The 26273-nt window shown below is 70.8% G+C and carries 19 protein-coding genes and 1 pseudogene; 15 read left to right on the top strand and 5 right to left on the bottom strand.

Annotated elements, in window-relative coordinates:
• A partial coding sequence (locus tag AOK16_RS04160) for an acetyl-CoA C-acetyltransferase (RefSeq protein WP_055470843.1) occupies positions 1–1195 on the top strand: 1195 nt, incomplete at its 5' end.
• 73 nt (positions 1196–1268) lie between these two features.
• Positions 1269–3449 carry a 3-hydroxyacyl-CoA dehydrogenase NAD-binding domain-containing protein gene (locus AOK16_RS04155; RefSeq protein ID WP_055470842.1) on the top strand — a complete coding sequence of 727 codons (2181 nt, stop codon included), beginning with the start codon at positions 1269–1271 and terminating at the stop codon, positions 3447–3449.
• 153 nt (positions 3450–3602) lie between these two features.
• Here AOK16_RS04155 and AOK16_RS04150 read toward each other — a convergent pair whose 3' ends face one another.
• The gene (locus tag AOK16_RS04150; protein WP_055470841.1) at positions 3603–4337 is read right to left on the bottom strand and encodes a MerR family transcriptional regulator; all 735 of its coding nucleotides are present in this window, start codon (positions 4335–4337) and stop codon (positions 3603–3605) included.
• A 276-nt stretch (positions 4338–4613) separates the two neighbouring features.
• The gene (sph, locus tag AOK16_RS04145; protein WP_055470840.1) at positions 4614–5594 is read right to left on the bottom strand and encodes a sphingomyelin phosphodiesterase; all 981 of its coding nucleotides are present in this window, start codon (positions 5592–5594) and stop codon (positions 4614–4616) included.
• 284 nt (positions 5595–5878) lie between these two features.
• Between sph and AOK16_RS04140 the strand changes: the two genes are divergently transcribed.
• Complete coding sequence (locus AOK16_RS04140) at positions 5879–6793, top strand: oxygenase MpaB family protein (protein ID WP_079101044.1); 915 nt, start codon at positions 5879–5881, stop codon at positions 6791–6793.
• 43 nt (positions 6794–6836) lie between these two features.
• Here AOK16_RS04140 and AOK16_RS04135 read toward each other — a convergent pair whose 3' ends face one another.
• Positions 6837–8348: a M1 family metallopeptidase gene (locus AOK16_RS04135; RefSeq protein WP_055470839.1), complete on the bottom strand. Its 1512-nt coding sequence runs from the start codon at positions 8346–8348 to the stop codon at positions 6837–6839.
• Between the two features lie 81 nt (positions 8349–8429).
• Here AOK16_RS04135 and AOK16_RS26995 point away from each other — a divergent pair, with 81 nt between their 5' ends.
• The 7 genes from AOK16_RS26995 (at position 8430) to AOK16_RS04105 (ending at position 16562) form a co-directional block, all read left to right on the top strand.
• A complete protein-coding gene (locus AOK16_RS26995) occupies positions 8430–8606 on the top strand; it encodes a hypothetical protein (RefSeq protein WP_157859101.1) in 177 nt (58 codons plus the stop codon).
• Positions 8607–8785: 179 nt separating this feature from the next.
• Entirely contained in the window at positions 8786–9433 is a 648-nt protein-coding gene (locus AOK16_RS04130; protein WP_055470838.1) for an ABC transporter permease, read from the top strand.
• Positions 9434–9515: 82 nt separating this feature from the next.
• Entirely contained in the window at positions 9516–10904 is a 1389-nt protein-coding gene (locus AOK16_RS04125) for a betaine/proline/choline family ABC transporter ATP-binding protein (protein ID WP_240483354.1), read from the top strand.
• The gene (locus tag AOK16_RS04120; RefSeq protein ID WP_055470837.1) at positions 10901–11698 is read left to right on the top strand and encodes an ABC transporter permease; all 798 of its coding nucleotides are present in this window, start codon (positions 10901–10903) and stop codon (positions 11696–11698) included. The genes AOK16_RS04125 and AOK16_RS04120 overlap by 4 nt, the downstream gene beginning before the upstream one ends.
• A 3-nt stretch (positions 11699–11701) precedes the next feature.
• Positions 11702–12697 carry a glycine betaine ABC transporter substrate-binding protein gene (locus tag AOK16_RS04115; protein WP_055470836.1) on the top strand — a complete coding sequence of 332 codons (996 nt, stop codon included), beginning with the start codon at positions 11702–11704 and terminating at the stop codon, positions 12695–12697.
• A gap of 287 nt (positions 12698–12984) precedes the next feature.
• On the top strand, positions 12985–14694 hold the full coding sequence (locus AOK16_RS04110; protein ID WP_169790857.1) for a BCCT family transporter: 1710 nt from the start codon (positions 12985–12987) through the stop codon (positions 14692–14694).
• Between the two features lie 224 nt (positions 14695–14918).
• Positions 14919–16562 (top strand): ABC-F family ATP-binding cassette domain-containing protein, encoded by a 1644-nt coding sequence (locus AOK16_RS04105; protein WP_055470835.1) that lies wholly within the window; start codon positions 14919–14921, stop codon positions 16560–16562.
• Positions 16563–16575: 13 nt separating this feature from the next.
• Here AOK16_RS04105 and AOK16_RS04100 read toward each other — a convergent pair whose 3' ends face one another.
• Positions 16576–17361 (bottom strand): IclR family transcriptional regulator, encoded by a 786-nt coding sequence (locus tag AOK16_RS04100; RefSeq protein WP_055470834.1) that lies wholly within the window; start codon positions 17359–17361, stop codon positions 16576–16578.
• Positions 17362–17409: 48 nt separating this feature from the next.
• Between AOK16_RS04100 and AOK16_RS04095 the strand changes: the two genes are divergently transcribed.
• The 3 genes from AOK16_RS04095 to AOK16_RS04085 all read left to right on the top strand — a co-directional run bounded on the left by AOK16_RS04095 (position 17410) and on the right by AOK16_RS04085 (position 23158).
• On the top strand, positions 17410–18492 hold the full coding sequence (locus tag AOK16_RS04095; protein WP_055470833.1) for a cupin domain-containing protein: 1083 nt from the start codon (positions 17410–17412) through the stop codon (positions 18490–18492).
• Positions 18489–19940, top strand: coding sequence for an aldehyde dehydrogenase family protein (locus AOK16_RS04090; RefSeq protein ID WP_055470832.1), 1452 nt, complete (start codon positions 18489–18491; stop codon positions 19938–19940). The genes AOK16_RS04095 and AOK16_RS04090 overlap by 4 nt, the downstream gene beginning before the upstream one ends.
• 1094 nt (positions 19941–21034) lie before the next feature.
• Complete coding sequence (locus AOK16_RS04085) at positions 21035–23158, top strand: SdrD B-like domain-containing protein (protein WP_157859100.1); 2124 nt, start codon at positions 21035–21037, stop codon at positions 23156–23158.
• A 58-nt stretch (positions 23159–23216) separates the two neighbouring features.
• Here the strand turns inward: AOK16_RS04085 and AOK16_RS04080 are convergent, their stop codons facing one another.
• Positions 23217–24338, bottom strand: a complete 1122-nt coding sequence (locus AOK16_RS04080; protein ID WP_276202472.1) for a Dyp-type peroxidase — start codon at positions 24336–24338, stop codon at positions 23217–23219.
• Between the two features lie 119 nt (positions 24339–24457).
• Here AOK16_RS04080 and AOK16_RS04075 point away from each other — a divergent pair, with 119 nt between their 5' ends.
• Both AOK16_RS04075 and AOK16_RS04070 read left to right on the top strand, forming a co-directional pair.
• Positions 24458–25801, top strand: coding sequence for a right-handed parallel beta-helix repeat-containing protein (locus AOK16_RS04075; RefSeq protein ID WP_240483352.1), 1344 nt, complete (start codon positions 24458–24460; stop codon positions 25799–25801).
• Positions 25801–26273, top strand: a pseudogene (locus tag AOK16_RS04070) (hypothetical protein); the annotation flags it as partial. The gene AOK16_RS04075 and the pseudogene AOK16_RS04070, both read left to right, overlap by 1 nt.

Genomic DNA, 26273 nt, shown 5'->3' with positions numbered 1-26273 from the left:
CTACGACGCCATCCGCACCCCGCGCGGTCGTGGCAAGGCGACCGGCGCCCTGCACGGCACCAAGCCCATCGATCTCGTCGTCGGGCTCATCCACGAGCTGCGCCGCCGCTTCCCGGGCCTGGATCCGGCCGCCGTGGACGACATCGTCCTCGGCGTCGTCAGCCCCGTGGGTGACCAGGGCTCGGACATCGCCAAGACGGCCGCCATCGCGGCCGGGCTGCCCGACACGGTCGCGGGCGTGCAGGAGAACCGCTTCTGTGCCTCCGGCCTCGAAGCGGTCAACCTGGCTGCCGCCAAGGTGCGTTCGGGCTGGGAGGACCTGGTCCTCGCGGGCGGCGTCGAGTCGATGTCCCGCGTGAAGATGGGCTCCGACGGCGGGGCCTGGGCCGTCGACCCGATGACCAACTTCGAGACCGGCTTCGTGCCCCAGGGCATCGGCGCCGACCTCATCGCCACCATCGAGGGCTTCACCCGCCACGACGTGGACTCCTATGCCGCGCTGTCGCAGGAACGGGCCGCCGAGGCGTGGAAGGACGGGCGCTTCGACCGGTCCGTCGTCCCGGTCCGCGACCGCAACGGGCTGACGGTCCTCGACCACGACGAGCACATCCGGCCGGGTACGACCCCCGAGACGCTGGCCGGGCTCAAGCCCTCCTTCGCGGCGGTCGGAGAGGCGGGCGGCTTCGACGCCGTGGCGCTGCAGCAGTACCACTGGGTGGAGAAGATCGACCACGTGCACCACGCCGGGAACTCCTCCGGCATCGTCGACGGCGCGGCCCTGGTGGCGATCGGCAGCCGCGAGACGGGAGAGCGGTACGGGCTCGCGCCCCGCGCCCGCATCCTCTCGGCCGCCGTCTCCGGTGCGGACCCGACCATCATGCTCACCGGGCCCGCACCCGCCTGCCGCAAGGCACTTGCCAAGGCGGGCCTGTCCATCGAGGACATCGACCTGGTCGAGATGAACGAGGCATTCGCGGCGGTCGTGCTGCGGTTCGCCCGCGACATGGGCCTGCCGCTGGACAAGGTCAACGTCAACGGCGGCGCGATCGCGATGGGGCACCCGCTGGGCGCCACCGGGGCCATGCTGCTGGGCACGGTCATCGACGAACTGGAGCGCCGGGAGCTGCGGTACGGGCTGGTCACGCTGTGCGTGGGAGGTGGCATGGGCATCGCGACGGTGGTGGAGCGCCTGTAGGCCCCCTGCCATCCCCACCGGACCACAACTTCCCGATCGCCCCGCGCGGCAGGACCTCCTAGGAGCCCCTCAGATGACCGAGAACCCCCGCACCACGATCCGCTGGGAGCGGAGTGACGACGGAGTCGTCACCCTCGTCCTGGACGACCCCGGCCAGTCCGCCAACACCATGAACCAGGCCTTCAAGGCCTCCCTGTCCGCCGTCGCCGACCGGCTGGAGGCCGAGCAGGACTCCGTGCGCGGCGTCGTTTTCACCTCGGCCAAGAAGACCTTCTTCGCGGGCGGCGACCTCAAGGACATGATCAAGGTCGGGCCGGCGCAAGCGCAGGACGTCTTCGACTCGAGCATGGCCATCAAGCGCGACCTGCGCCGCATCGAGACCCTCGGCAAGCCCGTCGTCGCGGCCCTCAACGGCGCTGCCCTCGGCGGTGGTTACGAGATCGCCCTCGCCTGCCACCACCGCATTGCGCTCGACGCCCCCGGCTCGAAGATCGGCTGCCCAGAGGTCACGCTCGGACTGCTCCCGGGCGGCGGGGGCGTGGTCCGGACGGTACGACTGCTGGGCATCACCGACGCACTGCTGAAGGTGCTGCTCCAGGGCACGCAGTACCACCCGAAGCGCGCCCTGGAGGCCGGGCTGATCCACGAACTGGCCGACAGCACCGAGGACATGCTGGCCAGGGCCCGGGCCTTCATCGGCGCCCATCCGGAGTCCCGGCAGCCCTGGGACGCCGAGGGCTACCGCATCCCCGGCGGGACCCCGTCCCACCCGAAGTTCGCCGCCAACCTGCCCGCCTTCCCGGCCAATCTGCGGAAGCAGACGGCCGGCGCCCCCTATCCGGCCCCGCGCAACATCCTGGCCGCCGCCGTCGAGGGCGCCCAGGTGGACTTCGAGACCGCCCAGGTCATCGAGGCCCGCTACTTCACCGAACTGGTCACCGGCCGGATCGCCAAGAACATGATCCAGGCCTTCTTCTTCGACCTCCAGGCCGTCAACTCCGGGGCCAGCAGGCCGAGTGGCGTCGAGCCGCGCCCGGTCCGGAAGGTGGCGGTCCTCGGCGCGGGCATGATGGGCGCGGGCATCGCGTACTCCTGCGCGCGGGCCGGGATCGAGGTCATGCTGAAGGACGTCACGGCCGAGGCGGCCGAGAACGGCAAGGCCTACTCGGCGGGCCTGCTGGAGAAGGCGCTCGCCAAGGGCCGTACGACGGAGGCGAAGCGCGACGAGCTGCTGGCCCGGATCACCCCGACCGCCGACGTGCGGGATCTCGCGGGGTGCGACGCGGTCATCGAGGCGGTGTTCGAGGATCCGGCGCTCAAGCACAAGGTGTTCCAGGAGGTGGAGAGCGTCGTTGCGCCGGACGCTTTGCTGTGCTCCAACACCTCCACCCTCCCCATCACGCTGCTCGCCGAAGGCGTGGAGCGCGCCCAGGACTTCATCGGTCTGCACTTCTTCTCGCCGGTCGACAAGATGCCGCTGGTGGAGATCATCAAGGGGGAGCGGACCGGCGGCGAGGCGCTGGCCCGCGCCTTCGACCTCGTGCGGCAGATCCGCAAGACGCCGGTCGTGGTGAACGACTCGCGCGGCTTCTTCACCTCGCGCGTCATCGGCCAGTTCATCAACGAGGGCGTGGCCATGGTGGGGGAGGGCGTCGACCCGGCCACCGTGGAGCAGGCGGCGGCCCAGGCCGGCTACCCGGCCAAGGTCCTGTCCCTGATGGACGAGTTGACCCTGACCCTCCCGCGCAAGATCCGGGAGGAGACGCGGCGCGCCGTCGTCGAGTCGGGCGGCGAGTGGGCCGGACACCCGGCGGACGCGGTGGTCGACCGGATGGTGGACGAGTTCGGCCGGACCGGGCGCGGCGGGGGAGCGGGCTTCTACGACTACGACGCGCGCGGCAAGCGGACGGGGCTGTGGCCCGGTCTGCGAGAGCACTTCACGATCCCCGAAGTGGAGGTTCCCTTCGAGGACCTGAAGGAGCGGATGCTGTTCTCCGAGGCGCTGGACTCGGTCCGCTGCCTGGAGGAGGGCGTGCTGACCTCCGTAGCGGACGCCAACATCGGCTCGATCCTGGGGATCGGGTTCCCGGGCTGGACCGGAGGCGTGCTGCAGTACATCAACGGCTACGAGGGCGGGCTGCCCGGTTTCGTGGCCCGCGCGAAGGAGCTCCAGGCGGCTTACGGAGAGCGGTTCGCGCCACCGGAGCTGCTGGTGGCCAAGGCCGAGCGAGGGGAGACATTCACCGACGGCTGACCATCCCGGCCGGGTCAGGCCAGGTCCGGGTCAGGCCGGGTCCAGGTCAGGCCCCGCCACTCGCCCCGCACCGCAACTGACCCGCGGCCGTGACTGATCCCGCACCGCGAATGACCCGCACATGGATGGGGCCGCACATCGATGGGGCCGCGCTCACTCCTCCTCGGTCAGCCAGGCGCGGAGTTCCTCCTGCATCGAGCGTTGGAAGGCCGTCACCAGGGCCTGGAGGACGAGAGGCTGCATATGGGCGGAGAGGGTCTTCGTACGGGCCAGGCGGTCCGGGGCCGGTTCGGACGCGTCCGGCCGGTCCCAGACCTCCTCCCGGAAGAGGCGGCTGAGCTCGCGGGCCGCCGAGCGGGTGTGCTCGAGCATCACGGCCCGGGCGGCGAGGATCGCATCCAACGAGGCCGGCACGTCCAGCAGTTGGGCGCCGAGGTGCAGCAGGCCGGGATCGACGCGGAAGACGCCGGGGTCGCCGGTGCGGACGAGGACGCTCATCGCCGTGAGCCGGTCCAGATCCTGTTCGGACAGGGCTCGGCCGACCCGCCGCTCCAGCTGCGTACGGCTCGTCTCCTCCGCGCTGTTCGGCACCCAGCCGGCCACCAGGGCGCGGTGGATGGCGAGATCGTGCGCCGTCATGTCCGGCGGGAGGCGCTCCAGATAGCGCTCGATTGCGGCCAGCGTCATGCCCTGGTGCCGCAGCTCCTCGATCAGGGCGAGCCGCGCGAGGTGCTCATGGCCGTAGTGGCCGACGCGGCGCGGGCCTATCGCGGGCGGGGGCAGGAGTCCGCGCGTGCCGTAGAAGCGGATCGTGCGGACGGTGACGCCCGCGCGGGCGGCCAACTCACCTACAGTGAGGGACAGTTCGCCCGTCGCCTGCTCGGTCATGGGCTCAGGCCCTCCCTCCCCGGCTCGACCGCACCCCTTGGTGCTGCTCGGGCGCAACAGTATTGCTGTCTCACCCACCCGTGTACCAGCTGTGTGAACCGGGTCGACTGCTTGCCGTGGTCACTGACGGACCGTGAGGGCGTGCGCTCGGAGGGGCCGTGCCTTAGGTGCCATGAGCGTTCGGCGTGACTACGAGCCGACGCTCCGCCCGCTCACCGCGGCCGAAGCGTCGCCCCCGGACTCCTCGGACTTTCCGGACTCCCCGGACGCGCTCGGCTAGCCGCCGATCACCGGGTAGTGGTCCGACAGGTTCGTGTAGGTGTAGTCCGTGCCCCAGCTGGTCACGGTCCAGGGCGCCGTCTCCTCCTTGACGACCGTGTTGTTCCACGTCGCCGGGCGGGCGTGGCCGGTGCGGTGCAGGACGTAGTCGAGGTCCTCGCGCGGGTCGTCCGGGTAGCGGTCGAGGGCGATCGAGTTGTCCTGGGTGTCGAAGGAGTACGGGTGGCCGGTGCGCGCGGTGGCCGGGGCCAGGTCGGCGTTCGCCAGCATCGACGCGTACTCCGGGGAGCGCGAGTCGACGTTCAGGTCGCCCGCGACGATCACCTCCTCGCCGGCCGGGATGCTCTTGCCGTCCAGGAACGCGTCGATCGCCCGGAACTGCTGGGCGCGCATCTCGGCCGGCTCGCCGTCCGCGCAGCCGGGATCGGTCGACTGGGCGTGGGTGCCGACGACGTGGACCCGGGTGCCGTTGGCGTTCAGCACCACATAGGCGAAGCCCTTGTTGGAGAGCCAGTCGGAGCCGCAGGCGTCGGGGTAGACGTACTGCTCCTGGCGCTCGATGGGCCACTTGCTGAGGATCTGGACGCCGCCGTCCTCGGGGGTGGTCTCGGAGTAGTTGCCCCCGGTGGCGTCCCAGCCGCTCTTGGTGCGGCCGACGACCGGCGTCGCGTACGGGTACTCGGCCGCGGCCTTGCTCCTGAGCGCGTCGGAGGAGGAGTTGTCGAAGGCCTCCTGGAGGACGACGACGTCGTTGCCCTGGAAGAAGTCCGTGTCCGGGATGGTCTGCGCGCGGTGGTCCTGGCCCCAGTTGGGGTACAGGGTCTTGCTCATCAGGAAGACGTTGTAGCTCAGCACCTTCAGCTGCGGGGGCGCCGCCTGGGCGGCGGGCGCGGACGGCGCGGAACCGAACAGCGCGGCGGTCACGAGCGCGGTGGCCGCCGTGGTGCGCAGAGCCGTGCGGAGAGTGGAGTGTGGCATGGCATCTCCCTTTGGAATAAGGGTAGTTGGGTCCTGATGGACCCGGCGCGACACATCCAAGCAGGTGCGGTTACTTATAAGTAACACCTGTGCGAAGGGAAGTTGGAGGGAGTCGCAATGGGAGCCATACGCATCAGCTCCTCCCGCGTCTTCAGGGCGGCGGCCGCACTGGTCGAGCCCGAGCAGGAGCGGTCGACCGCGCCTGCGAAACAGCTCTGCACCGCGTAAGCGCAGGTCACGGCCGTCTGTGGAGGCTTGCCCGGCTCGCGAGCGATGATGGAGGGGTGAACGAGTCAGGCGCGGCGGCGGCGCGCGCACACCGCGCCGCAGTCCCCGCCCCGGGCGCCGTACGCGACCCGGAGCCGCCCCCCGTCGGCGGGATCCTCTGGCACATCTCCGGCGAGGCGCGGTCCGTGCTGGCCCTCCCCGCCGCGCTCGCTCTCCAGGTCGCGCACCCGGCGGTCGGCGCGGGCGTCGACGACCACTCGGTGTTCCGCACCGACCCGTGGGGCCGCGCCGAGCGCTCCCTCGCTTCCGCCCAGCTGTGGGTCTACGGCGGCCGGGCAGCCGCGGAGGAGGGCCGCCGACTGCGCCGGCTGCACCGGCCGATCCACGGCATCGACGCGCACGGTCGCCCGTACCACGCCCTCACCCCCGCCAACTACGTCTGGGTCCACGCCACCGGCTTCCCCATCCAGCTCCACACCCAGCGCGTCCTCGGCCGCCGCCCGTTCACCCCCGCCGAGGAGCGCCGGCTGTACGCGGAGTGGCTCCAGGTCGGGCGCGTCCTTGGCATCAGCGACCGCGACATGCCGCAGACGGTGGAGGAGTACTGGCCGTACTACCGCCGCGTGCTGGCCGACCAACTCGAAGAGACCGTGGTGGTACGGGAGTTGGTGGCAACCGACGTCCACGTACCGCCGCCCGACCGCGGCCCCCGGCCCGTACGCGTACCGCTGCGCGCCGCCTGGCCGCTCGCCCTGCCGCCCCTGCTGCACTTCCGCCGCTTCCTGACCATCGGGCTGATGCCGCCGGAGGCCCGCGAGGCGATCGGCCTGCCGTGGACGGCCGCCCAGGAGCGGCGGCTGCGATGGTTCGGGCGGGCCGTACGGGTGGCCGTGCCGCTGCTGCCCGAGCGGCTGCGGTATCTGCCGTATGCGTACGAGGCCCGCCGCGCCGTGCGGCGCGACGGGCGGTGAACGGTGGTGACGCTTCGGCGTCGAGGGTGGTGACGCCGCGGCGTCAGCGGTGCTCGTGCTCGTGGACGGTGTTCGTCGCCGCGATCTTCTTCCAGGACTTCGGCTGCTTGACCGGGACCTTCCTGGCGGCCGACTCCGCCTTGGTGGCCGGCTGCCCCGGCTTGCCCTTCGTGTGGAGCCAGGTGTCGAACAGGCCGCTCAGCTCCTCGCCGGAGGCCTCCTCGGCGTACGAGACAAAGTCCGCGACCGAGCCGTTCCCGTACGCGTTCGCCTTCGGCCAGCCCTTGAGGATCGCGAAGAAGTCCCGGTCGCCGACCCGGTTGCGCAGCGCCTGGAGGGCGAGGGCGCCCCGGTCGTACACGGCGATGTGGAACTGGTTCTTCGCACCCGGGTCACCCGGCTCGACCTGCCAGAACGGGTCGTCGGCCGGGCGGGCCGCGTACAGGTAGTCGGCGATCTCCTGCGCCGTGCCCTCACCCTCCTTCTCCGACCACAGCCACTGCGCGTAGCGGGCGAAGCCCTCGTTGACCCAGATGTCCCGCCAGCCCTTGACCGACACGCTGTCCCCGTACCACTGGTGGGTCAGCTCGTGCACCACGACCGAGACGTTGGCGCCGTTCGCGAACTGGCCGGGGCTGTAGAAGGGCCGCGTCTGGGTCTCCAGCGCGTACCCGGTCGGCACGTTCGGCACGTACCCGCCCAGCGCGTTGAACGGATACGGCCCGAAGATCCCGCTTAGCCACTCGGCGACCTCGGCGCTGCGCTCCACACTCGCCCGCGCCGCGCCCGCGTTGCCGCCCAGGTCCCTGCTGTACGCGTTGAGGACGGGCAGGCCGTCGGCCGTACGGTCCGTGGTGACCTCGAACCGGCCGGCGGCGAGGGTGGCGAGATAGGTGGCCTGCGGCCGGTCGGAGCGCCAGGTGGTGCGGGTCCAGCCGAGGCCCGAGGACTCGGAGGTCTTGACACCGTTGCTGACGACCTGCGTGCCCTCGGGCACCGCGACGGTGATGTCGTACGTGGCCTTGTCCAGCGGGTGGTCGTTGCTGGGGAACCACCACCACGCCGCCTCGGGCTCGTTGGCGGCGACCCCGCCGTCGGGGGTGCGCAGCCAGCCGGTGAAGCCGTTCACCTTGACCCGCGAGGGGGTGCCGGCATAGCGCACGACGACGCCGACGGGCTCGCCCTCGGGGAGCGTGGCACCGGGCGTGACCTCCAACTCGTGCGCCCCCGTGCGGGCGAACGAGGCCTTCCGCCCGTCGACCCGCACCTCGCTCACCTCGAGCGCGAAGTCGAGGTTGAAGCGGGAGAGGTCCTGCGTGGGGGTCGCCAGGAGGGTGGCCGTGCCCTCCAGGCGGTCGGTTCCCGGCCGGTACTTCAGCCGCAGGTCGTAGTGCGAGACGTCGTACCCGCCGTTGCCGTGGTCCGGGTAGTAGCGATCGCCGATCCCCGGCGCCCCGGGCGTGCCCGCCTGCGGGGTCGCAGTCGCCGTGCCCACCGGGATCGCCAGTAGCAGCACGGCGCCGAGCACACTCGGAGCAAGGAGTCTGCGGTGCACATGTCCTCCAAGTCGATGAGACGAAAAGGTGTGTTCGCCTGCTCGCGACCTTATGCGGGGGTCTGTCGTGTCGTCATGCGTATGAGCCGACGTGTCCCACAACCGCCGAGCGGTGGACATCCGCCCTCGACGCCGGCCGATGTTCACCTGCTGGACGTACGCCGTCGGCGCCGCAGCGACAACGACCTCCTGCACGGTGGGGGCGGCCAGGACAAGCTGTACGGCGGCCCCGGCAAGAACCGCGTCTACCAGGACTGAACCGCCGGGGCCGGTCCAGCCGGTATGTCCACGTGACCAGGGTCTCCCGTATGAGACGCGCCCAGCGGGGTAAGCGCGGCTGGCACGCACGCGTAGGCCGTGCGTGCTCGCGGCCGATCGGCACCGCAATCGCACCGCAGCGATCCGCCGCCGCGCCACCATGAGGAGACAACAGAAAAGTGACCTTCTGGGAATACCTCTCCAGCAGACGTGAGCAGCTGCTGTTGGAGACGTGGATGCACGCGAGCGCCGTGTTCCAGTGCATGCTGCTCGCCACACTCATCGGCGTGCTCGTCGGCACGCTCACCTACCGCAGCGACCGCGGTGGCCAGTTGGCCGTCGCCAGTACGGCCAGTGTGCTGACCGTGCCGTCGTTCGCGCTGCTCGGGCTGCTGATCCCGCTGCTCGGGCTCGGCGTGGCGCCGACCGTCACCGCGCTGACGCTGTACGGGCTGCTGCCCGTCGTCCGCAACACCATCGTGGGGCTGCGCGGCGTGGACCCGGCCCTGGTGGACGCCGCCCGCGGCATCGGGATGCCGCGCCTCGCCGTGCTGCTGCGCGTCGAACTGCCGCTGGCCTGGCCCGCGATCCTCACCGGCATCCGCGTGTCGACGCAGATGCTGATGGGCGTCGCCGCCATCGCCGCCTACGTCTCCGGGCCCGGGCTCGGCAACCAGATCTTCCACGGCCTGTCCCGGCTCGGCAGCGCCAACGCGATCAACGCGGCGCTCGCGGGGACCCTGGCCATCGCCGTCCTGGCCCTGCTGTTCGACGCCGCGTACGTCCTGATCGGGCGACTGACCACTTCGAGGGGCATCCGTGTCTGACGCCAACACCACCACCGCAGCCAGTCTCTTCGCCACGAGGGCTCGGGGAGACTCCGGTGGCGCCAAGGTCACGGGCGTCACCATCGAGCTGGACGAGCTGACCAAGGTCTACCCGGGGACCTCCGAACCCGCCGTCGACCGGGTCAGCATGGAGATACCCGCGGGCGAGACGGTGATCCTTGTCGGGCCCTCGGGCAGTGGCAAGACCACCACCATGAAGATGATCAACCGGCTGATCGAGCCGACCTCCGGCCGGATCAGGATCGCCGGCGAGGACGTCACCGACATCGACCCGGTGAACCTGCGCCGCCACGTCGGCTACGCGATCCAGTCCTCCGGTCTCTTCCCGCACATGACCGTCGCCGAGAACATCGGCCTCGTACCCGGCATGCTCGGCTGGAAGAAGCGGCGTATCGGCGAGCGCGTCGACGAACTCCTCGACATGGTCGGGCTCGACGTGGCCGAGTTCCGGGGCCGCTACCCGCGCCAGCTCTCCGGCGGGCAGCAGCAACGCGTCGGCGTGGCGCGGGCGTTGGCGGCCGACCCGCCGGTGCTGCTGATGGACGAGCCGTTCGGCGCCGTGGACCCGATCACCCGCGAGCATCTGCAGGACGAGCTGATCCGCATCCAGCACGAGCTGCACAAGACGATCGTCTTCGTCACCCACGACTTCGACGAGGCCATCAAGCTCGGCGACCGGATCGCCGTGCTCCGCGAGCACTCCCGCATCGCGCAGTACGACACGCCGGAGGCCATCCTCACCAACCCCGCCGACGAGTTCGTGTCCGGATTCGTCGGCGCGGGCGCGGCGCTCAAGCGCCTCAACCTCTCGCGCGTACGCGATGTGGAGATCCTGGACTGCGCCACCGCGCACGCCGACGACTCGCTGGAGTCCGTACGGAACAAGGCGCGCGGGGACCAGCGGCAGGAGGTGCTGCTGCTCGACCGCGACAACCGGCCCCAGCGGTGGCTGCGCCGCGGCGATCTGGCCCGCGCCCAGAGCGGCTCGCTGGCCACGGCCGGTACGCGGGTCTGCAACACGGTGACCCGCGACGCGACCCTGCGCGACGCGCTCGACTCGGTGCTGACCGAGAGCGGCGGGCGTGTCGTGGTGACCAGGCGGCGCGGCGAGTTCGCCGGCGTGGTCGACATCGCCACGCTCATGAACTCCGTGCAGGAACTGCTGGAGGCGGACCGGCTGGCGGCCGAGGAGCGGGTGGCCGCGCAGGAGGCCGACGACACCCCGGACAGCACGCGGGACGACACGCCGGGCAGTGCGCAGGACGACACGCCGGACGGCCCGCCGGGCGACAAGGCGGGCAGCCGGGCGGACAACGAGGTGGGCGACAAGGCGGACAGCAGCGCCGACAACGTTGCCGGACACACCGCGGAAGCGGCCGCCGATGAGGCCGTCGACGACCAGGCCGCCGCGGACCAGGCCGCCGCGGACAGGGCGGGGCAGTCCTCGTGAGCGCTCTCGACCTCCTGGCGCGCCCCACCGTCGCCACCGCCAAGTCCGACACGCCCACCCGGCGGCTGAGCCCCCGGAAGCTGATCGTCACCCCGGCCGTCCTCGCCGTCGCGCTCCTCGCCACGTACGCCTGGATCTCCACCCGCGACCTCGACTCCATCGAGCGGACCTCGCTCAGCGGCGCCAACGTCGCCCAGCGCCTGCGCGAGCAGATCGAACTCGTCGCGGTCTCCACCCTGTTCGTGCTCGTCCTCGCGATCCCGCTCGGCGTGCTGATGACACGCAAGGCGGTCCGCGCGGCCGCGCCGCTCGTGATGGGCGCGGCCAACCTCGGGCAGGCCGTCCCCGCCATCGGCCTCATCGTGCTGCTCGCACTGTGGACGGGCGTCGGCGAGGGGACCGCGCTGATCGCCATGGTCGCGTACGCGGTGCTGCCAGTGCTGGCCAACACGATGAGCGGGCTGCGCGGTGTCGACCCCCAGCTGACCGAGGCCGCCCGCGGTATCGGCATGTCGGCCTGGGGCGTGCTGGCCCGCGTCGAACTGCCCCTGGCCGTACCGCTGATCCTGGCGGGCGTGCGGAACGCGCTGGTGCTCAACGTCGGTACGGCGACCCTGGCCGCGTTCGTCAACGCGGGCGGGCTCGGCGACCTCATCCAGGACGGCATCCTCACCCAGCGCCCCCGCGTGCTGATCGTCGGCAGCGTCCTCGCCGTCGTCCTCGCCCTGCTGGTCGACTGGCTGGCCTCGCTGGCCGAGCAACTGCTGCGCCCGCGCGGCCTGGAGGTGGGGTGACCCATGCGGAACAGGAACAGGAACACCACAAGGCCCCGGCGTGTCGCGGCGGCTTCGGCGGCGGCCGGCGCGCTGCTGCTCAGCGGCTGCGGGCTGCAAAGCGGCAACGTCGTCGTGCAGGACTTCGAACCGGGCAGCATCGGCCAGGGCAGGCCGCTGGAGGGCGTCCGACTCGGCGTCACCTCGAAGGAGTTCAGCGAGCAGCTCATCCTGGGCCAGATCCTGGCCCTCTCGCTGACCGCCGCCGGCGCCGAGGTCAGCGACCTCACCAACATCCAGGGCTCGATGGGCTCCCGCGAGGCGGTCAAGTCCGGTACGGCGGCCGTCGGTTACGAGTACACCGGCACCGGCTGGATCAACTTCCTCGGCCACACCGAGCCGATCGCCGACCCGCAAAAGCAGTGGAAGGCCGTACGCGACGAGGACCTGCGCAACGGGCTCACCTGGCTGCCGCAGTCCACGCTCAACAACACCTACGCGATGGCCCTCAACCAGGCGAACGCGCGGAAGTACGGGCTGAGGACGCTCTCCGACGTCGCCGAGCTGGCGAAGAGGAACCCCGCCGCGGTGACGCTGTGCGTGGAGAACGAGTTCGCGGTGCGCGGGGACGGGCTGCGCGGGATGCTCGCCGCGTACGGCATCGAGCTGCCGGCCGCGAACATCAAGAAGATGCAGACCGGGCTCATCTACACCGAGGCCGCACAGGGGCGCACCTGCACGCTCGGCGAGGTGTACACCACCGACGGCCGCATCGGCTCGATGAACCTCGCGGTCCTGAAGGACGACAAGCGGTTCTTCCCGAACTACAACGTCGCCCCGGTCGTCAACTCCCGGTCCCTGAAGCGCCATCCGCAGCTGGAGCCGATCCTGAACAAGATCACCGCGGAGCTCGACACCAGGACCGCGCAGAGGCTGAACGCGAAGGTGGACGTGGAGGGGCAGGAGCCGCGGGACGTGGCGAAGGAGTGGCTGCTGGAGAAGGGTTTCATCAAGGAGTAGCCCTTAGGTCCATGCCTCAAGGCCCACGCCTCAGCCCCATGTCCCCATGCCCAAGCCCCAAGGCCCCAACCGGCCTTCTTCTGCCCGGCAGCTGACAGGCAGGCGGCAAATCCTGACAGGCTGGGGCACACATGCCCTGCTGGCCTGCCATCTCTCTGCCACAGCAGGGAAAACGGGAATGAGATCGGGCTCCGTGGTAAGGCGTACGGGACCAATGTCCAGCCCTGAAAGGTCGTTACGTGCCGGACAACAACAGAAAAGACACCGGGAGCGCGGCTGACGAAGTCGTGGTGCGGCACCTGCCCGGCAGCCCCCACGAGAGCCGGCGGCCGCAGACGGACGCCGTGGTCTTCGGGGCCGCGGCGGTCGGGACCCTGGCGTTCATCGTCTGGGGCTCGGTCGCCACCGACACCCTGGAGCGGGTGTCCAGTTCGATGCTCGGCGGCCTGATGCACAACGCCGGATGGGCGTTCGTGCTGGCCGCCTCCGGCTTCGTGGTCTTCGCGCTGTGGCTCGCGATCAGCCGCTACGGGAAGATCACCCTCGGCGCCGAGGGCGAGGAGCCCGAGTTCCGTACGGTGTCGTGGATCGCCATGATGTTCAGCGCCGGCATGGGCATCGGCCTGATGTTCTACGGGGTCAGCGAGCCGCTCTCGCACTTCAAGACCCCGCCGCCCGGCACCGGCCCGGCCGACGCCGCCGAGGCCATGGAGACCGCCATGGCCACCACGCTCTTCCACTGGACGCTGCACCCGTGGGCCATCTACGCGGTGGTCGGCCTCGCCATCGCGTACAGCGGGTTCCGGCGCGGTAGGCGGCAGTTGATCAGCTCGGTGTTCGAGCCGCTGCTCGGCAAGAAGCACGCCAACGGCTGGGGCGGGCAGGTCATCGACATCCTGGCGATCTTCGCGACCCTCTTCGGCTCGGCCGCCTCACTGGGGCTCGGCACCCTCCAGATCCGCAGCGGCATCGAGGAACTGGGCTGGATGAGCGATGTCGGCACGGGCCTGCTGGTGGCCATCATCGCCGTGCTGACCGTCGCGTTCGTCGCCTCGGCCGTGTCCGGTGTGGCCAAGGGCATCCAGTGGCTGTCCAACATCAACATGGTGCTGGCGCTGGTCCTCGCGGTCTTCGTCTTCGTGGCCGGGCCGACCATCCTCATCCTCGACCTGCTCCCGACCTCGATCAGCGGCTACCTCGGCGACCTGCCCCAACTCGCGGGCCGCACCGAGGCGTCCAGCGGTGGGGGCGTGGCCGACTGGCTGAGCAGCTGGACGGTCTTCTACTGGGCCTGGTGGATCTCCTGGACGCCGTTCGTCGGCATGTTCATCGCCCGCATCAGCCGCGGTCGCACGATCCGGCAGTTCGTGGCCGGCGTGATCCTGGTGCCGAGCGCGGTCAGCCTGCTGTGGTTCGCCATCTTCGGCGGCTCGGCGATGAAGCTCCAGGACCAGGGACGGCTCGCGGGGGAGTCGACGCCCGAGGGGCAGCTGTTCGGAGTGCTCGCCGAGTACCCGGTGGCCACCCTCATGAGCGTGCTCGTGATGGTCCTCGTCGCCATCTTCTTCGTCTCCGGCGCGGACGCGGCGTCCATCGTGATGGGCACGCTCTCGCAGAAGGGCTCGATCGAACCGACCAAGCCGGTCGTCGTCTTCTGGGGCGTGCTGACGGGAGCCGTCGCGGCGATCATGCTGTTGATCGGCGGCGGCGCCGGGGACGCCCTGACGGGGCTGCAGAACCTGACGATCCTCGTGGCCGCGCCGTTCGTCCTGGTGATGATCGGGCTGTGCTGGGCCCTGATGCGCGACCTGCGCAGCGACCCGCTGATCGTGCGCGGCGAGAAGGGCGAGGTGGCCATCGAGGAGGCGGTCATCGCGGGCCACGAGAAGTTCGGCGGCGACTTCGAAATCCGCATCGGCCCGGCCGACAACGGCGGGGACGGCGAGGACGACAGCCACCCGGAGCAGACCAAACCCCCGTCGACAACGGGCAGTTGACGAATCCCGCCACCTCCCGGTGAAGAGATGAGCCCGGCTCTCGATCCCTGGTCCCTGCCGCCCCCCCGACCGCCGGGAGGCGACAGGGACCGAGGACCGGGCCCGCGAGGTTCCCGTCAGGGGCTTACGGACGGGCGGCCACCGGGGCCAAGATCCACCACGATCACTTCGCTGGCCATGCGGGAAACGCTGTCGCCCGTCCGCTGGCTAGTATCGACCGCCTGATGACTGCCTCCGCCACCCTCGTAGCCAAGGACCTCGCCGCAGGTCACGGCGACCGCTCGCTCTTCTCCGGACTCGACCTGGTCGTCGCGCCCGGGGACGTGATCGGCCTCGTCGGCGCCAACGGCGCCGGGAAGTCGACCCTGCTGCGGCTGCTCGCCGGACTCGACACCCCCGAGCACGGCGCCCTGCGCCTCAGCCCGCCCACCGCCGCCGTCGGCCACCTGCCGCAGGAGCCCGAGCGGCGGCCGGGGGAGACCGTACGGGAGTTCCTGGCCCGCCGTACGGGAGTGGCCGCGGCGCAGCGGGACCTGGACGAGGCCACCCAGGCGCTGGTGGACAGCGCGCCCGGCGCCGACGACGCGTACGCGGTGGCGCTGGAGCGCTGGCTCGGCCTCGGCGGGGCCGACCTGGAGGACCGTGCCGAGGAGGTCGCCGGCAGCCTCGGCCTCACCGTCGGCCTCGACCGGCCGATGACCGCCCTCTCCGGCGGTCAGGCGGCCCGCGCCGGACTGGCCTCCCTGCTGCTCAGCCGCTACGACGTCTTCCTGCTGGACGAGCCCACGAACGACCTGGACCTGGACGGACTCGACCGCCTGGAGGCCTTCGTGGCCGGCCTGCGCGCGGGCACGGTCGTGGTCAGCCACGACCGCGAGTTCCTCACCCGCACCGTCACCAAGGTCCTCGAACTCGACCTGGCCCAGCAGCAGGTCAACCTCTACGGCGGCGGCTACGCGGCCTACCTGGAGGAGCGCGAGGTGGCGCGGCGCCACGCGCGCGAGGCGTACGAGGAGTACGCGGACACCCGCTCCTCCCTGGAGGCGCGCGCCAGGACCCAGCGCAACTGGATGAGCCAGGGCGTGAAGAACGCCCGCCGCAAGGCGAGCGACAACGACAAGATCGGCCGCAAGTTCCGCACCGAGGCGAGCGAGAAGCAGGCGGCCAAGGCGCGGCAGACCGAGCGGCTGATCGAGCGCCTCGACGCGGTCGAGGAACCGCGCAAGGAGTGGGAACTGCGCATGAGCATCGCGGCGGCGCCGCGATCCGGCGCGGTCGTGGCCACTCTGCGCGGAGCCACGCTCAGGCGCGGGTCCTTCACCCTCGGACCCGTGGACCTCCAGATCGACTGGGCGGACCGGGTGGCGATCACCGGCGCGAACGGCGCCGGCAAGTCGACGCTCCTGGCCGCCCTGCTGGGCCGCGCCGAACCGGACGCGGGCCAGGCGTCGCTGGGCCCCGGCGTGGTGGTCGGCGAGGTCGACCAGGCCCGGGCGCTGTTCTTCGGCGAGGAGCCGCTGATGGACGCGTTCGGCGCGGCGGTGGAGGACCTGCCGCCGGCCGAAGTCCGCACCCTCCTGGCCAAGTTCGGCCTCAAGTCGGCCCACGTCCTGCGCCCCGCCTCCACCCTCTCCCCGGGCGAGCGCACCCGCGCGGCCCTGGCCCTCCTCCAGGCCCGAGGCGTCAACCTCCTGGTCCTGGACGAACCCACCAACCACCTGGACCTCCCCGCCATCGAACAACTCGAATCAGCCCTGTCCTCCTACGAGGGCACGCTCCTCCTGGTGACCCACGACCGCCGCATGCTGGACGCGGTCCACGTCACGCGCCGGGTGGAGGTCGAGGAGGGCCGGGTGACCGAGCGCTAGGCGCCCGGCCGCCTCAGCCCCGCGCCAGTTCCCGCTCGACCAGGGCGGCCGTGCGGGCCAGCTCGCGGACCCACTCCGGCAGCCGGTCCCGGTGGAAGCGCACGGAGGGCAGCGCCAGGCACACCGCCGCGTACGGGGCCCCGCCCGGTTCGCGGACCAGAACGCCCAGGGCGGTCAGCCCGGGCTCGGTCCGCTGGTCGTTGAGCGCAAAGCCACGCTCGCGTACGAGGGCCAGTTCCCGCCGCAGCCGTGCCGGGTCGAAGTCCGGGCCCGGGCCGTACGGGGCCTCCGGCGGGCGGGACCCGGGATAGACCTCGGCCAGTTCCCAGGGCGCCAGCGCGGCCAGCAGCGCCTTGCCTCCCGAGGTCAGATGGGCGGGCAGCGCCCGGCCGTCCCGGTCGCCGACGCGCAGCACCCGGCGGCACTCCACGGTGGCGACGAAACGCGTCTGAGCCCCGGCCCGTACCTGGACGGTGGCGGTCTCCCCGGTCCGGGAGACCAGCGTGCGCAGATGGGGAAGGGCGGCCCGCCGCAGCGCCGTGATCCCCGTGCTCGGGATCGCGTCCGCGGGTCGCGGGGCAGGACGGAGCAGCGGGCCGGGGAGGTAGCGGCGGTGCTCGTCCCGCTCGGCGAAGCCGCGGTGGACGAGCATGGCCAGCAGCCGGTGGACGGTCGAGCGGGCCAGGCCGAGCCGCTCCGCCGCGTCGGTCACGCGCAGCGCCCCCTCCTGCTGGAGCAACTGGGCCAGATGCAGAGCTTTGTCGACCGATGCGATGGCGTAGGCGGGTTTGTTCTGCACAGCAGAAAAGTATGTTCTGCCCCGGACGTGCGTCCCTACGGTTGCGCCATGCCGTCCTCACCGACAGAGCAACCGGCCCCCTCCGACCAACTCCGCGCACTGCACCAGGACTTCGCGCACCAGCGGCTCGTACCGCTGTGGACCGCGACCGGTGACCTCATGCCGCACCACCCCGCCCCGCGTGCCGTACCGCACGTCTGGCGCTGGGGCCGCCTGCTGCCGCTGGCCGAGCGCGCCGGCGAACTGGTCCCCGTCGGCAGGGGCGGGGAGCGGCGAGCCCTCGCCCTGGCCAACCCGGGCCTTGGCGGGCTGCCTTATGCCACCTCCACGCTCTGGGCCGCGATCCAGTACCTCGGCCCCGGCGAGCAGGCGCCCGAGCACCGGCACACCCAGAACGCCTTCCGGTTCGTCATCGAGGGCGAGGGCGTCTGGACCGTCGTCGACGGCGACCCGGTCGCGATGCGCCGCGGCGACCTGCTGCTGACCCCCGGCCGCCACTTCCACGGCCACCACAACGCCACCGACGCCCCGATGGCCTGGCTCGACGGCCTGGACGTCCCGTTCACGACCGCCGTCGACGCGGGGTTCTTCGAGTACGGCGCGGAGCGGATCACGGACATCTCGACGCCCGCGCGGTCGCGCTCCGAGCGGCTCTGGGCGCACCCCGGCCTGCGGCCCGCGACCGGCCCCGCCGAACTGCCCGCCTCCCCGCTCGCCGCGTACCGCTGGGAGCACACCGACGCGGCGCTCACCGAGCAGTTGGCCCTCGCGGACGAGGGCCTTCCGGGCGCCCTGGGGCCTGACCACGCCGCGGTGCGCTTCACGAACCCGACCACCGGCGGTGACATCCTGCCGACGATCCGCGCGGAGTTCCACCGGCTGCGCGCCGAGGCCGAGTTCGTACCCGAGCGAGAGGTCGGCTCGGCCGTGTGGCAGGTCTTCCAGGGCAGCGGCACGGCCCGGATCGGGGAGCAGGCGTGGCGGGTGTCCCGGGGCGACCTCTTCGTGGTGCCGTCGTGGGCGGGCCTGAGCCTCGCCGCGGCCGAGGAACTGGACCTGTTCCGCTTCAGCGACGCCCCGATCCTCGAACGCCTCGACCTGGCAACCCCGTTACCGAAGAGGACCCCATGACCCGCCACTCCCCGGCCCTTCCCCACGCCCGCCATCTCATCGACGGCCAGTGGCGCGACTCGGCGACCCGCACCCCGTCCGTGAACCCCGCCACCGGCCGCACGCTGGGCACCTTCGCCGACGGCGGGGCGCCGGAGGCGCGGGAGGCGGTCGCGGCCGCCCACCGGGCCTTCACCTCGACGGGCTGGCCGCGCGACCGGAGACTGCGGGCCAGGGCGCTGAACGAGCTCGCCGACCAACTGGCGGCCCGCCGCGCCCGGTTCATCGAGCTGCTGGCCCGCGAGAACGGCAAGACCCTGACCCAGGCGGCCTTCGAACTCGACCTCGCCATCCCCAAACTGCGCTACTATGCGGCGCTGGCCCTCACCGACCACGGCCGGGCACTGGAGGCCGGTCCGGGCCTGTACGCGATGACCTTACGGGAGCCGGCCGGAGTCGCGGGCATCATCACCCCGTGGAACTCGCCGGTCGTCCTGGCCGTCCGCGCCCTGGCTCCCGCCCTGGCCGCGGGCTGCACGGCGGTGGTGAAGATGCCGGGCCAAGTGGGCCTGACGGCCGGGCTGTTCAGCGAGACGGTGGCCTCGGCGGCGTCCCTTCCACCCGGTGTCGTCAACACCTTCACCGAGTCGGGGAACGAGGGAGCCCCATGGCTGGTCGCCTCCCCCGACGTGGCGGCCATCAGCTACACCGGCTCGACGGAGGTGGGCCGGACCATCATGGAACGCGCGGCGCCCACCCTGAAGTCGCTGTCCCTGGAACTCGGCGGCAAGACCCCGATGATCGTCTTCGGCGACGCCGACCTGGACGCGGCCGTCCCGGTCCTGACCAGGGCCATCACCACCTTCGCGGGTCAGTTCTGCATGGCGGGCAGCCGGGTGCTGGCCCAGCGGTCCATCGCCGGCGAGCTACGGGAACGCCTGGTGAACGAGCTCAGCGCGGTCAAACTCGGCCCCGGGGACGACCCGGCCACAGAGATGGGGCCGCTCATCGACGCGGCGGCGGCGCAACGCGTGGACGAGGCGGTCGAGGAGGCGGTGGCCGCCTCGGCCGAACCCCTGCTACGCGGTGAGCGCGCGGGCGCGTTCCTGGGCCCCAGCCTGCTGGAGGTGACCGAACCCACCGCGGCGATCGTCCAACGCGAGATCTTCGGCCCGGTCGCCACCTTCGAACTCTTCGAGGACGAGCCCGAGGCGATCGCCTCGGCCAATGCCACCCCCTTCGGTCTGGCGGCCGCCATCTGGTCCCGCGACGTGGACCGCCCTCTCCGCGTCGCCCGCGAACTCACGGCGGGCACGGTCTGGACCAACACCTGGGCCGTCGTCCTCGACGAATCCGAAGAAGGCGGCTACAAGCAATCAGGCCTGGGCCGCCTCAACGGCCCCCAGGCCCTCCACCACTTCCAGGAAACCAAACACCTGATCCACCCGGTCGACGGGTTGCCCCGCTAGTCCCCTGAATCGGGAATCTGTTCAGAGGTGTGGGGCCGTGGGGTGGCGCGTACTGGGTGGCCGAGGCTGAGCTGATCCTCTCGGGTTGACCGTCTCATGCCGCGAAATCACGGGCTGGCGGCCGGTGTCAAGGTTGCTGGGTCGCGAGCTCGAAGGTGCCGGCCGAGCGGGCCTGGATTCCGAGTGGACGCCACCCGCAACTTGGTGCCTCACATCGCATGGACGGGCGGGTGGGAAGCGTTTTGGGGTGCTGCAAGGGCGCGTTGGTGTAGTGAGCGTGCTCGGTAAGGAATCAAGCCACTTTGGGGAAGGGGTGTCCAGATTGATGACGGTAAGCCTGTGGATTGTAACCTAAAGTAAGTTCGTGGCTGGATCAGAAGGAGCGTACGCGGGCGTCCGGGGAGGCCATGCGGCGCGTTCCGGCGTGGTGGAGGCATCGCCGCACGTATGCCAGGGTCACCGTGCCGTCGGGGCCGATGGTGTCAAGGCCACACTTCAGGCCACGAAGTCGGCTTCCGGGAACGTCATTCCGCTCGTCGAGGTCATTCGAGTTTCGTACGGCCGAGCCTTCCGGTCGGGGCCGTCCGGAATGGCCGGATGCGAAACGGCCGGTTGCGCTGCTCGGGTGCCCCCGCCAGTCTGTTGCCATGCCAAGGACAGGGCGTAATCACGGAGTTGCCGGCGAATCCTCTTTCGCGGCGGTCGGCATACCGTAATGCCTCATCCGTTGACTCATGGACGGTGCGGGGCTGCTGTGCATCACGGTCGCGGCCGTGCTGAGCAGGTCGATCCGGATGGTGCGCAGAATACGGCGCCCTGATTTTTCTGACCGACCGGAGTCTTCCCTGTGTGCAGTTCCCCGTCCGGCAGGCCGCTTCGCTCGAATTCGTGAGCGGCCTCTCGTTCCGGGACATGGGAAGAATTCGCGCTCGAGCCGCTCGTCACATGCCGCTGTATTTGTGTGGCGGCATGTGGAATTCCGCAGCGAAGCCGCCCCATCCACTAATCGCGATAGGGGATTTCCGTTGAGAAAAACGACGAAAGGCGCGTTGCGGGCCGGGTTCGGCTTGGGAGCCGCTCTGACCTTGCTGGCCTTGACGGGGCCGACGTCGGCGTTCGCCGCGCCCGGCACACTGACGGTCAGCGTCATCCGCGACGTGGACGCCGACGGCCGGTACACGGCGGCTCGTGAGGTAGGCGTGGCCGGGATCCAGGTCCGGGTCACCGACGCCGATGACAACAGCTTCATCGTCACCACCAACGCGGACGGCACCGTCGATGTGCCCACCGCGGGAACCGATGGAGAGTTCCGGTTGGAGCTGGTGACCAGCAGTCTTCCGGACTATCTGCAGCCTGCCTTCGGGGGCAGGGACCTCTCCACCGCGGTCACCTACGTCAACGTGGCCGATCAGTCGCAGACGGTGCGGTTCGGCGTGTGGAACACGGCGGACTACTGCCAGGTCAATGCCGACCTGACGACCTCTTGCCAGCAGGACATGCTCAAGAGCGACACCTCGCGCGGCCTAGTGACCTTCCAGAACAACTGGCGCGGCAACAGCAACGCCGGTGCGCCCCAGCCCGTCGCCCTCAACACCAAGGGCGACACAGGCGCGACCTACGGCCTGGCTTACGACAAGAAGCAGCGGCGCATCTTCCAGGGCGCCTATGCCAAGCGCGCCACCTCCTATGGGCCGGACAGGCAGGGTGCGATCTATGTGACGCCGCGCGGCGGCGGTGCCACCACCACCTTCGCTGTCCTGAATGCCGGCAGCACCCCGCACAACACCAACACCGCCCGCTACGACGCCGACTTCATCAAAGCTGTCGGCAAGGAAGGGCTCGGAGACATCGACCTCTCAGAGAAGGGCGACGAGCTCTACGTCGTCAACATGTACGACCGCAAGCTCTACACCTTCGACGCGACCCAGACGCCCCCGCCCACGACCTTGCCGACGTCGAGCATCGACATCCCCGACCCAGGCTGCAACGGCCCTGCCGACTGGCGGCCGATGGGCCTCGGAGTGCGCGACGGTGTCGTGTACGTCGGCGGAGTGTGCTCCGCGCAGTCCACCCAGAACGCCGGTGACCTGCGGGCCGTGGTCTGGACGTACGACCCCGGGACGCTGACGTTCTCCAACTCACCGGTGCTGGACGAGCAGTTGAACCACACACGCGGTGACCTGACCCCGGGGATCTCCGCCAAGTGGACGCCCTGGACGTCGGACGACCCAAACCAGTACCCTGCGTCCGTCAACGGCACCCCCGCCCGCCCGCAGCCGATGCTCAGCGACATCGCCGTCGAGGCCAACGGCGACCTGGCACTGGGTTTCCGCGACCGTCAGGGCGACTTGGGCGGCTACCAAATGATCAACCCCAACCCGGCGTACCCCACACTGGACACCACTGCCACGGCCGGTGACATCACCAAGGTGTGCCGCACGGCCGCGGGCACCCTTGTCTGGGAGGGCACCGGTGGCTGCCCGACCAACCCGGGCGACGGCGCCGACGAGTTCTACCACGGCGACAACTGGTCCGGTCACGGCGAACGGGCACAGGGCGCGCTGGCCCTCTCCCTACAGGACGGCAAGATCGCCAGTACGTACATGGACCCCGCGCAAGCGATCACGTCCGGAGGGGTGAACTGGCACGACCGCACCAGCGGCGCCGCCGACCAGCAAGGCTACGGCATCCAGTATCTCCAGGCTCTGGACAACGGCGCCTTCGCCAAGGCCAACGGCTTGGGCGACCTGGAGTACCTGTGCGACGAGCCGCCCATCCAGATCGGCAACCGCGTCTGGTACGACCCGCAGCCCGGCACCCAGAATCCCGACGAATGGGCCGGGATCCCCGGCATCACCGTCACCCTCCTGTCCGAGAACGGCACACCGCTCGCCACGACGACCACCAACGCCAAGGGCGAGTACTACTTCAGCTCGCTCGACGTGCCCGCCCTGACCGAGCAGGGCGAGTACAAGCTGCGGTTCGACAAGAGCACCGCGGACCTGACCAATGTGCCCATCGGACGGCCCAACCCGCAGATCAGCAGGCTGCGCTGGACCAACCCGTACGAGGACGACCCTGGCGGGAACTCGACGATCGACTCCAAGGTGGAATTCAACAGGAACTCCGACAACACCGCGGAGACCGATGTGTTCCGCGTCGGTAACTGGGGTTCGGTCAAGCACAACCTCGACGCGGGTATGTACTACGCCCGCTGACCAAGAGCACCCGTCCCGCAGCGGTGCGCCTCCCTCCAGGGGGCGCACCGCCCATGTCTCACCCGTCCAGCAGGCTCTCCCCCAAGGGATGTTCGGCATCGAAGCCCGGCAGGACCAGGAAGGTGCCAGAGGCCGTGGCCGTGGTGAACGCCATCAAGTCATCGCCCTCGTCGAGCCGCTGCTGGGTGGCGACGAACGTACGGAGTTCGCGTTGGAAGCTAATGAAGACCAGGCCGGTGTCGTCCGGCCCGTTGCGGTAGCTGTAGCTGCGGCGCAGCATCAGTCCGCTGCCGGAGGCGAGCGGGTTGGCGCGGCGGGCGTGGGCCATGGACGGTACCCGATAGCGGCCGTCGGGAGCCTTGGCCCCCAGGTCCACCTCAGCCTCGGGACCGCCTCCGCTCAGCGGCGCCCCGTCGGAGCGCCGTCGGCCGATGATCTCCTCCTGACGGTGCACGGGCTGGGTCAGGAAGCGGTCGGTGGCGATGCGCAGCCGGCGCACCACGGCGATCGTGCCACCGGCCACCGGGCCCGGGTCCTCGAGCCACACCTCACGCCGCATCTGCTCCGGCCCCTTGGGCACGATGATCCCGTCGGGAAAGCCGAGGAGGTTGCGCCCGGCGTGCGGTCCTGCCGGGGGCCGGAACCCCTGCTGCGACCAGCGCACGCGCGCCCCCGCGTCGGTCAGCGCCGCGGTGCAGGCCGCCTCCGCACAGCTGACCACCAGGGGGTCCGAGCCGCAGATCTGGAGCAGAACGTCGCCATCGCGGGCCGCATCGGGGATCTTGTCGCGGGCGAAGGCGGGCAGCCGGGCGGCGCCGGGCAGCTCGCGCCCAGCGCCGGAGACGAGGCGGGGCCCGATGCCGACCGTCACGGTCATATCGCCCTGGGCCAGCCCGGCCATATGAGGATGGCTGCCCCTGGTCATCCGCTGCACGCACCGGCCCAGGTCTGCGATCACCTTGGCCACTTCGCCGCCCTCGTGGGCCGGGGCGAGGTCGAGCACCACGAGGCCGAGGTGTTCCTGGGGCGTATCGGGTCTGTCAACTCCCGCTTGCGTGAAGCCTGTCGGACGCACGGGCGGCGATGGACGGGGGGCGTCGTCGGCGGACTTCCGTTCCGGGGGCGGGCCCTGGGCCTGGCAGGCCGCCAGAGAGGACGCCGCGGCCAGCGCACCCCCCATGAGCAGTCCCCTACGCGGTACGCCACGTAACTGATCCATTACTCTATCTTGCCAGCATTGAGGGGTAGTTGTTAGCAATTCCTCCTCAATGTCATCTCAGAAACCGTTGAAGGTGAACTGTGTTCCGAGGTCGTATCGCCCTGTTCATCTGCCTGCTCGGCATGCTTCTCGCGGCGGCGGGTTGTGCACCGTCCAACGAGGAGGAAGGCGCAGCCAAGGCCCGTACGCCGCAGACCATCCGGGTGCCGCGGGACGCCCGCACGATCGGCATCGCTGTCGGACGTGCCCGGCCCGGCGACTTGGTCCTGGTCTCGCCCGGCGTCTACCACGAGACCGTACGAATCCCCGCCGACCGCATCGTGCTGCGGGGCACCGACCGCAACCGCGTGATTATCGACGGGCAGGGCACGCGGCGCAACGGCGTCGTCGTGACCGGCTCCGGCGTGGCGGTGGAGAACCTCACCGTCCGCGACCACCTGCTCAACGGTGTGCTGGTGACCGGCATGGAGTCACAGGACGGGCAGGGCCTGGCCCGCGGGAGCAGCGGCTACGAGCGCCTGGACCCGGAGAAGTCCCCGCCGCTGCAAGGCTTCCGGGTCAGCTATGTGACCTCCGCCCGCAACGGCCTCTACGGCATCTACGCCTTCAATGCGCACAACGGACGACTGGACCACAACCACACCTCCGGCGGCGCCGATTCGGGTCTGTACGTCGGCCAGTGCAAGCCGTGCAATGTCGTGGTGAGCGACAACGTCGCCGAGTACAACGCCGTCGGCTACGAGGGCACCAACGCCAGCGAGAAGATGTGGGTACTGCGCAACCGTCTCACCCACAACCGTGTCGGTATGACGGTTAACTCCGACTATCTGGAGGCATTTGTTCCCCAACACAGCGCCGTCGTGGCGGGCAATCTCATCACCGACAACGCCGAGCCGAAGACACCCCAGCAGGCCGACGGAGGCTTCGGCATCGGCATCGGCCTCGCGGGCAGTCAGCGCAATACCGTGCGCAACAACCGGATCGAGGGGAACCCGCGCGCTGGACTCGTCCTCATGTCCGCCGAAGACGTCCCGCCCACCGGCAACACGATCAGCTCGAACACCTTCAGCCGCAATGGAGTCGACGCAGTGCACGCGGCCAGCGACCGCGCCCCCGGCAAGGGCAACTGCCTCACGGACAACGCCCTGTCCACCACGGCCCCCAAGGCCCTCGCCGCCCAGCCGCAGTGCTCCACCGACGCCGACGGCCCGGTGATGACGTCCGCGACACCGCCCACGCAGCCGGCCGCACCTGCCGGGATCCCCTTCCGCATGGTGCCCGAGCCCCCGCAGCAGCCGCAGATGCCCGGCGGCGCCACCGCCCCCGTACGCCCTGCCACCGGCCTGCCCGGCCCCGTCGACGCGGACCGTGTCCCGCTGCCGGGCCGCGATCTACTGGCCGCCCACAGCCGGAGCGGCTCGTGATGCGCCGCCGTGCCCTCCTCGCCACGGGTGCGGCCGGACTCGCCCTCGTCCTGGCCGGATGCGGCGGAGACGACGGCCGGGGCAAGCAGTCGGCGGCGGGGCCTCGCCCGCTCACCCCATCCGAAGCCGACCTGATGTCCACCGTACGATTCCTCAACTACCAGCGCGTACGTGGCCGGATCCACGCCACCGTCCCCGCCGCCGGACGTACCGTGCAACTCACCGGCCGCGTCGACTGGACCACACGCACCGGCTACGCCCAGGTACGCGTCCCCGGACAAGGGCAGAACCTCCTCGTGCGCTGGGACCTGCGCACCGCGTACCTCCACCCCGACACCAACGGCCAACTGTCGGCCGCCCCACCACGCTCCGGCTGGCAGCGCCGACCCCTCGCCCCCCGCTCCAACCCCATCGACGCCGTGCTGCTGCTGGCCCTCTCCCTGGGCGCGGACCGTCCCGAGAACGCCCAACT

Source organism: Streptomyces pathocidini (genome assembly GCF_001418495.1).
Taxonomy (GTDB): domain Bacteria; phylum Actinomycetota; class Actinomycetes; order Streptomycetales; family Streptomycetaceae; genus Streptomyces; species Streptomyces pathocidini.
This window is presented reverse-complemented; position numbering and strand designations above follow the sequence as displayed.

What these genes read in the sequence shown, in the direction of transcription:
- AOK16_RS04155 (WP_055470842.1), top strand. Translation starts at nt 1,269, where the DNA reads ATGACCGAGAACCCCCGCACCACGATCCGCTGGGAGCGGAGTGACGAC.
- AOK16_RS04150 (WP_055470841.1), bottom strand. Translation starts at nt 4,337, where the DNA reads ATGACCGAGCAGGCGACGGGCGAACTGTCCCTCACTGTAGGTGAGTTG.
- sph (WP_055470840.1), bottom strand. Translation starts at nt 5,594, where the DNA reads ATGCCACACTCCACTCTCCGCACGGCTCTGCGCACCACGGCGGCCACC.
- AOK16_RS26995 (WP_157859101.1), top strand. Translation starts at nt 8,430, where the DNA reads ATGAGCCGACGTGTCCCACAACCGCCGAGCGGTGGACATCCGCCCTCG.
- AOK16_RS04115 (WP_055470836.1), top strand. Translation starts at nt 11,702, where the DNA reads ATGCGGAACAGGAACAGGAACACCACAAGGCCCCGGCGTGTCGCGGCG.
- AOK16_RS04105 (WP_055470835.1), top strand. Translation starts at nt 14,919, where the DNA reads ATGACTGCCTCCGCCACCCTCGTAGCCAAGGACCTCGCCGCAGGTCAC.
- AOK16_RS04095 (WP_055470833.1), top strand. Translation starts at nt 17,410, where the DNA reads ATGCCGTCCTCACCGACAGAGCAACCGGCCCCCTCCGACCAACTCCGC.
- AOK16_RS04090 (WP_055470832.1), top strand. Translation starts at nt 18,489, where the DNA reads ATGACCCGCCACTCCCCGGCCCTTCCCCACGCCCGCCATCTCATCGAC.
- AOK16_RS04080 (WP_276202472.1), bottom strand. Translation starts at nt 24,338, where the DNA reads ATGGGGGGTGCGCTGGCCGCGGCGTCCTCTCTGGCGGCCTGCCAGGCC.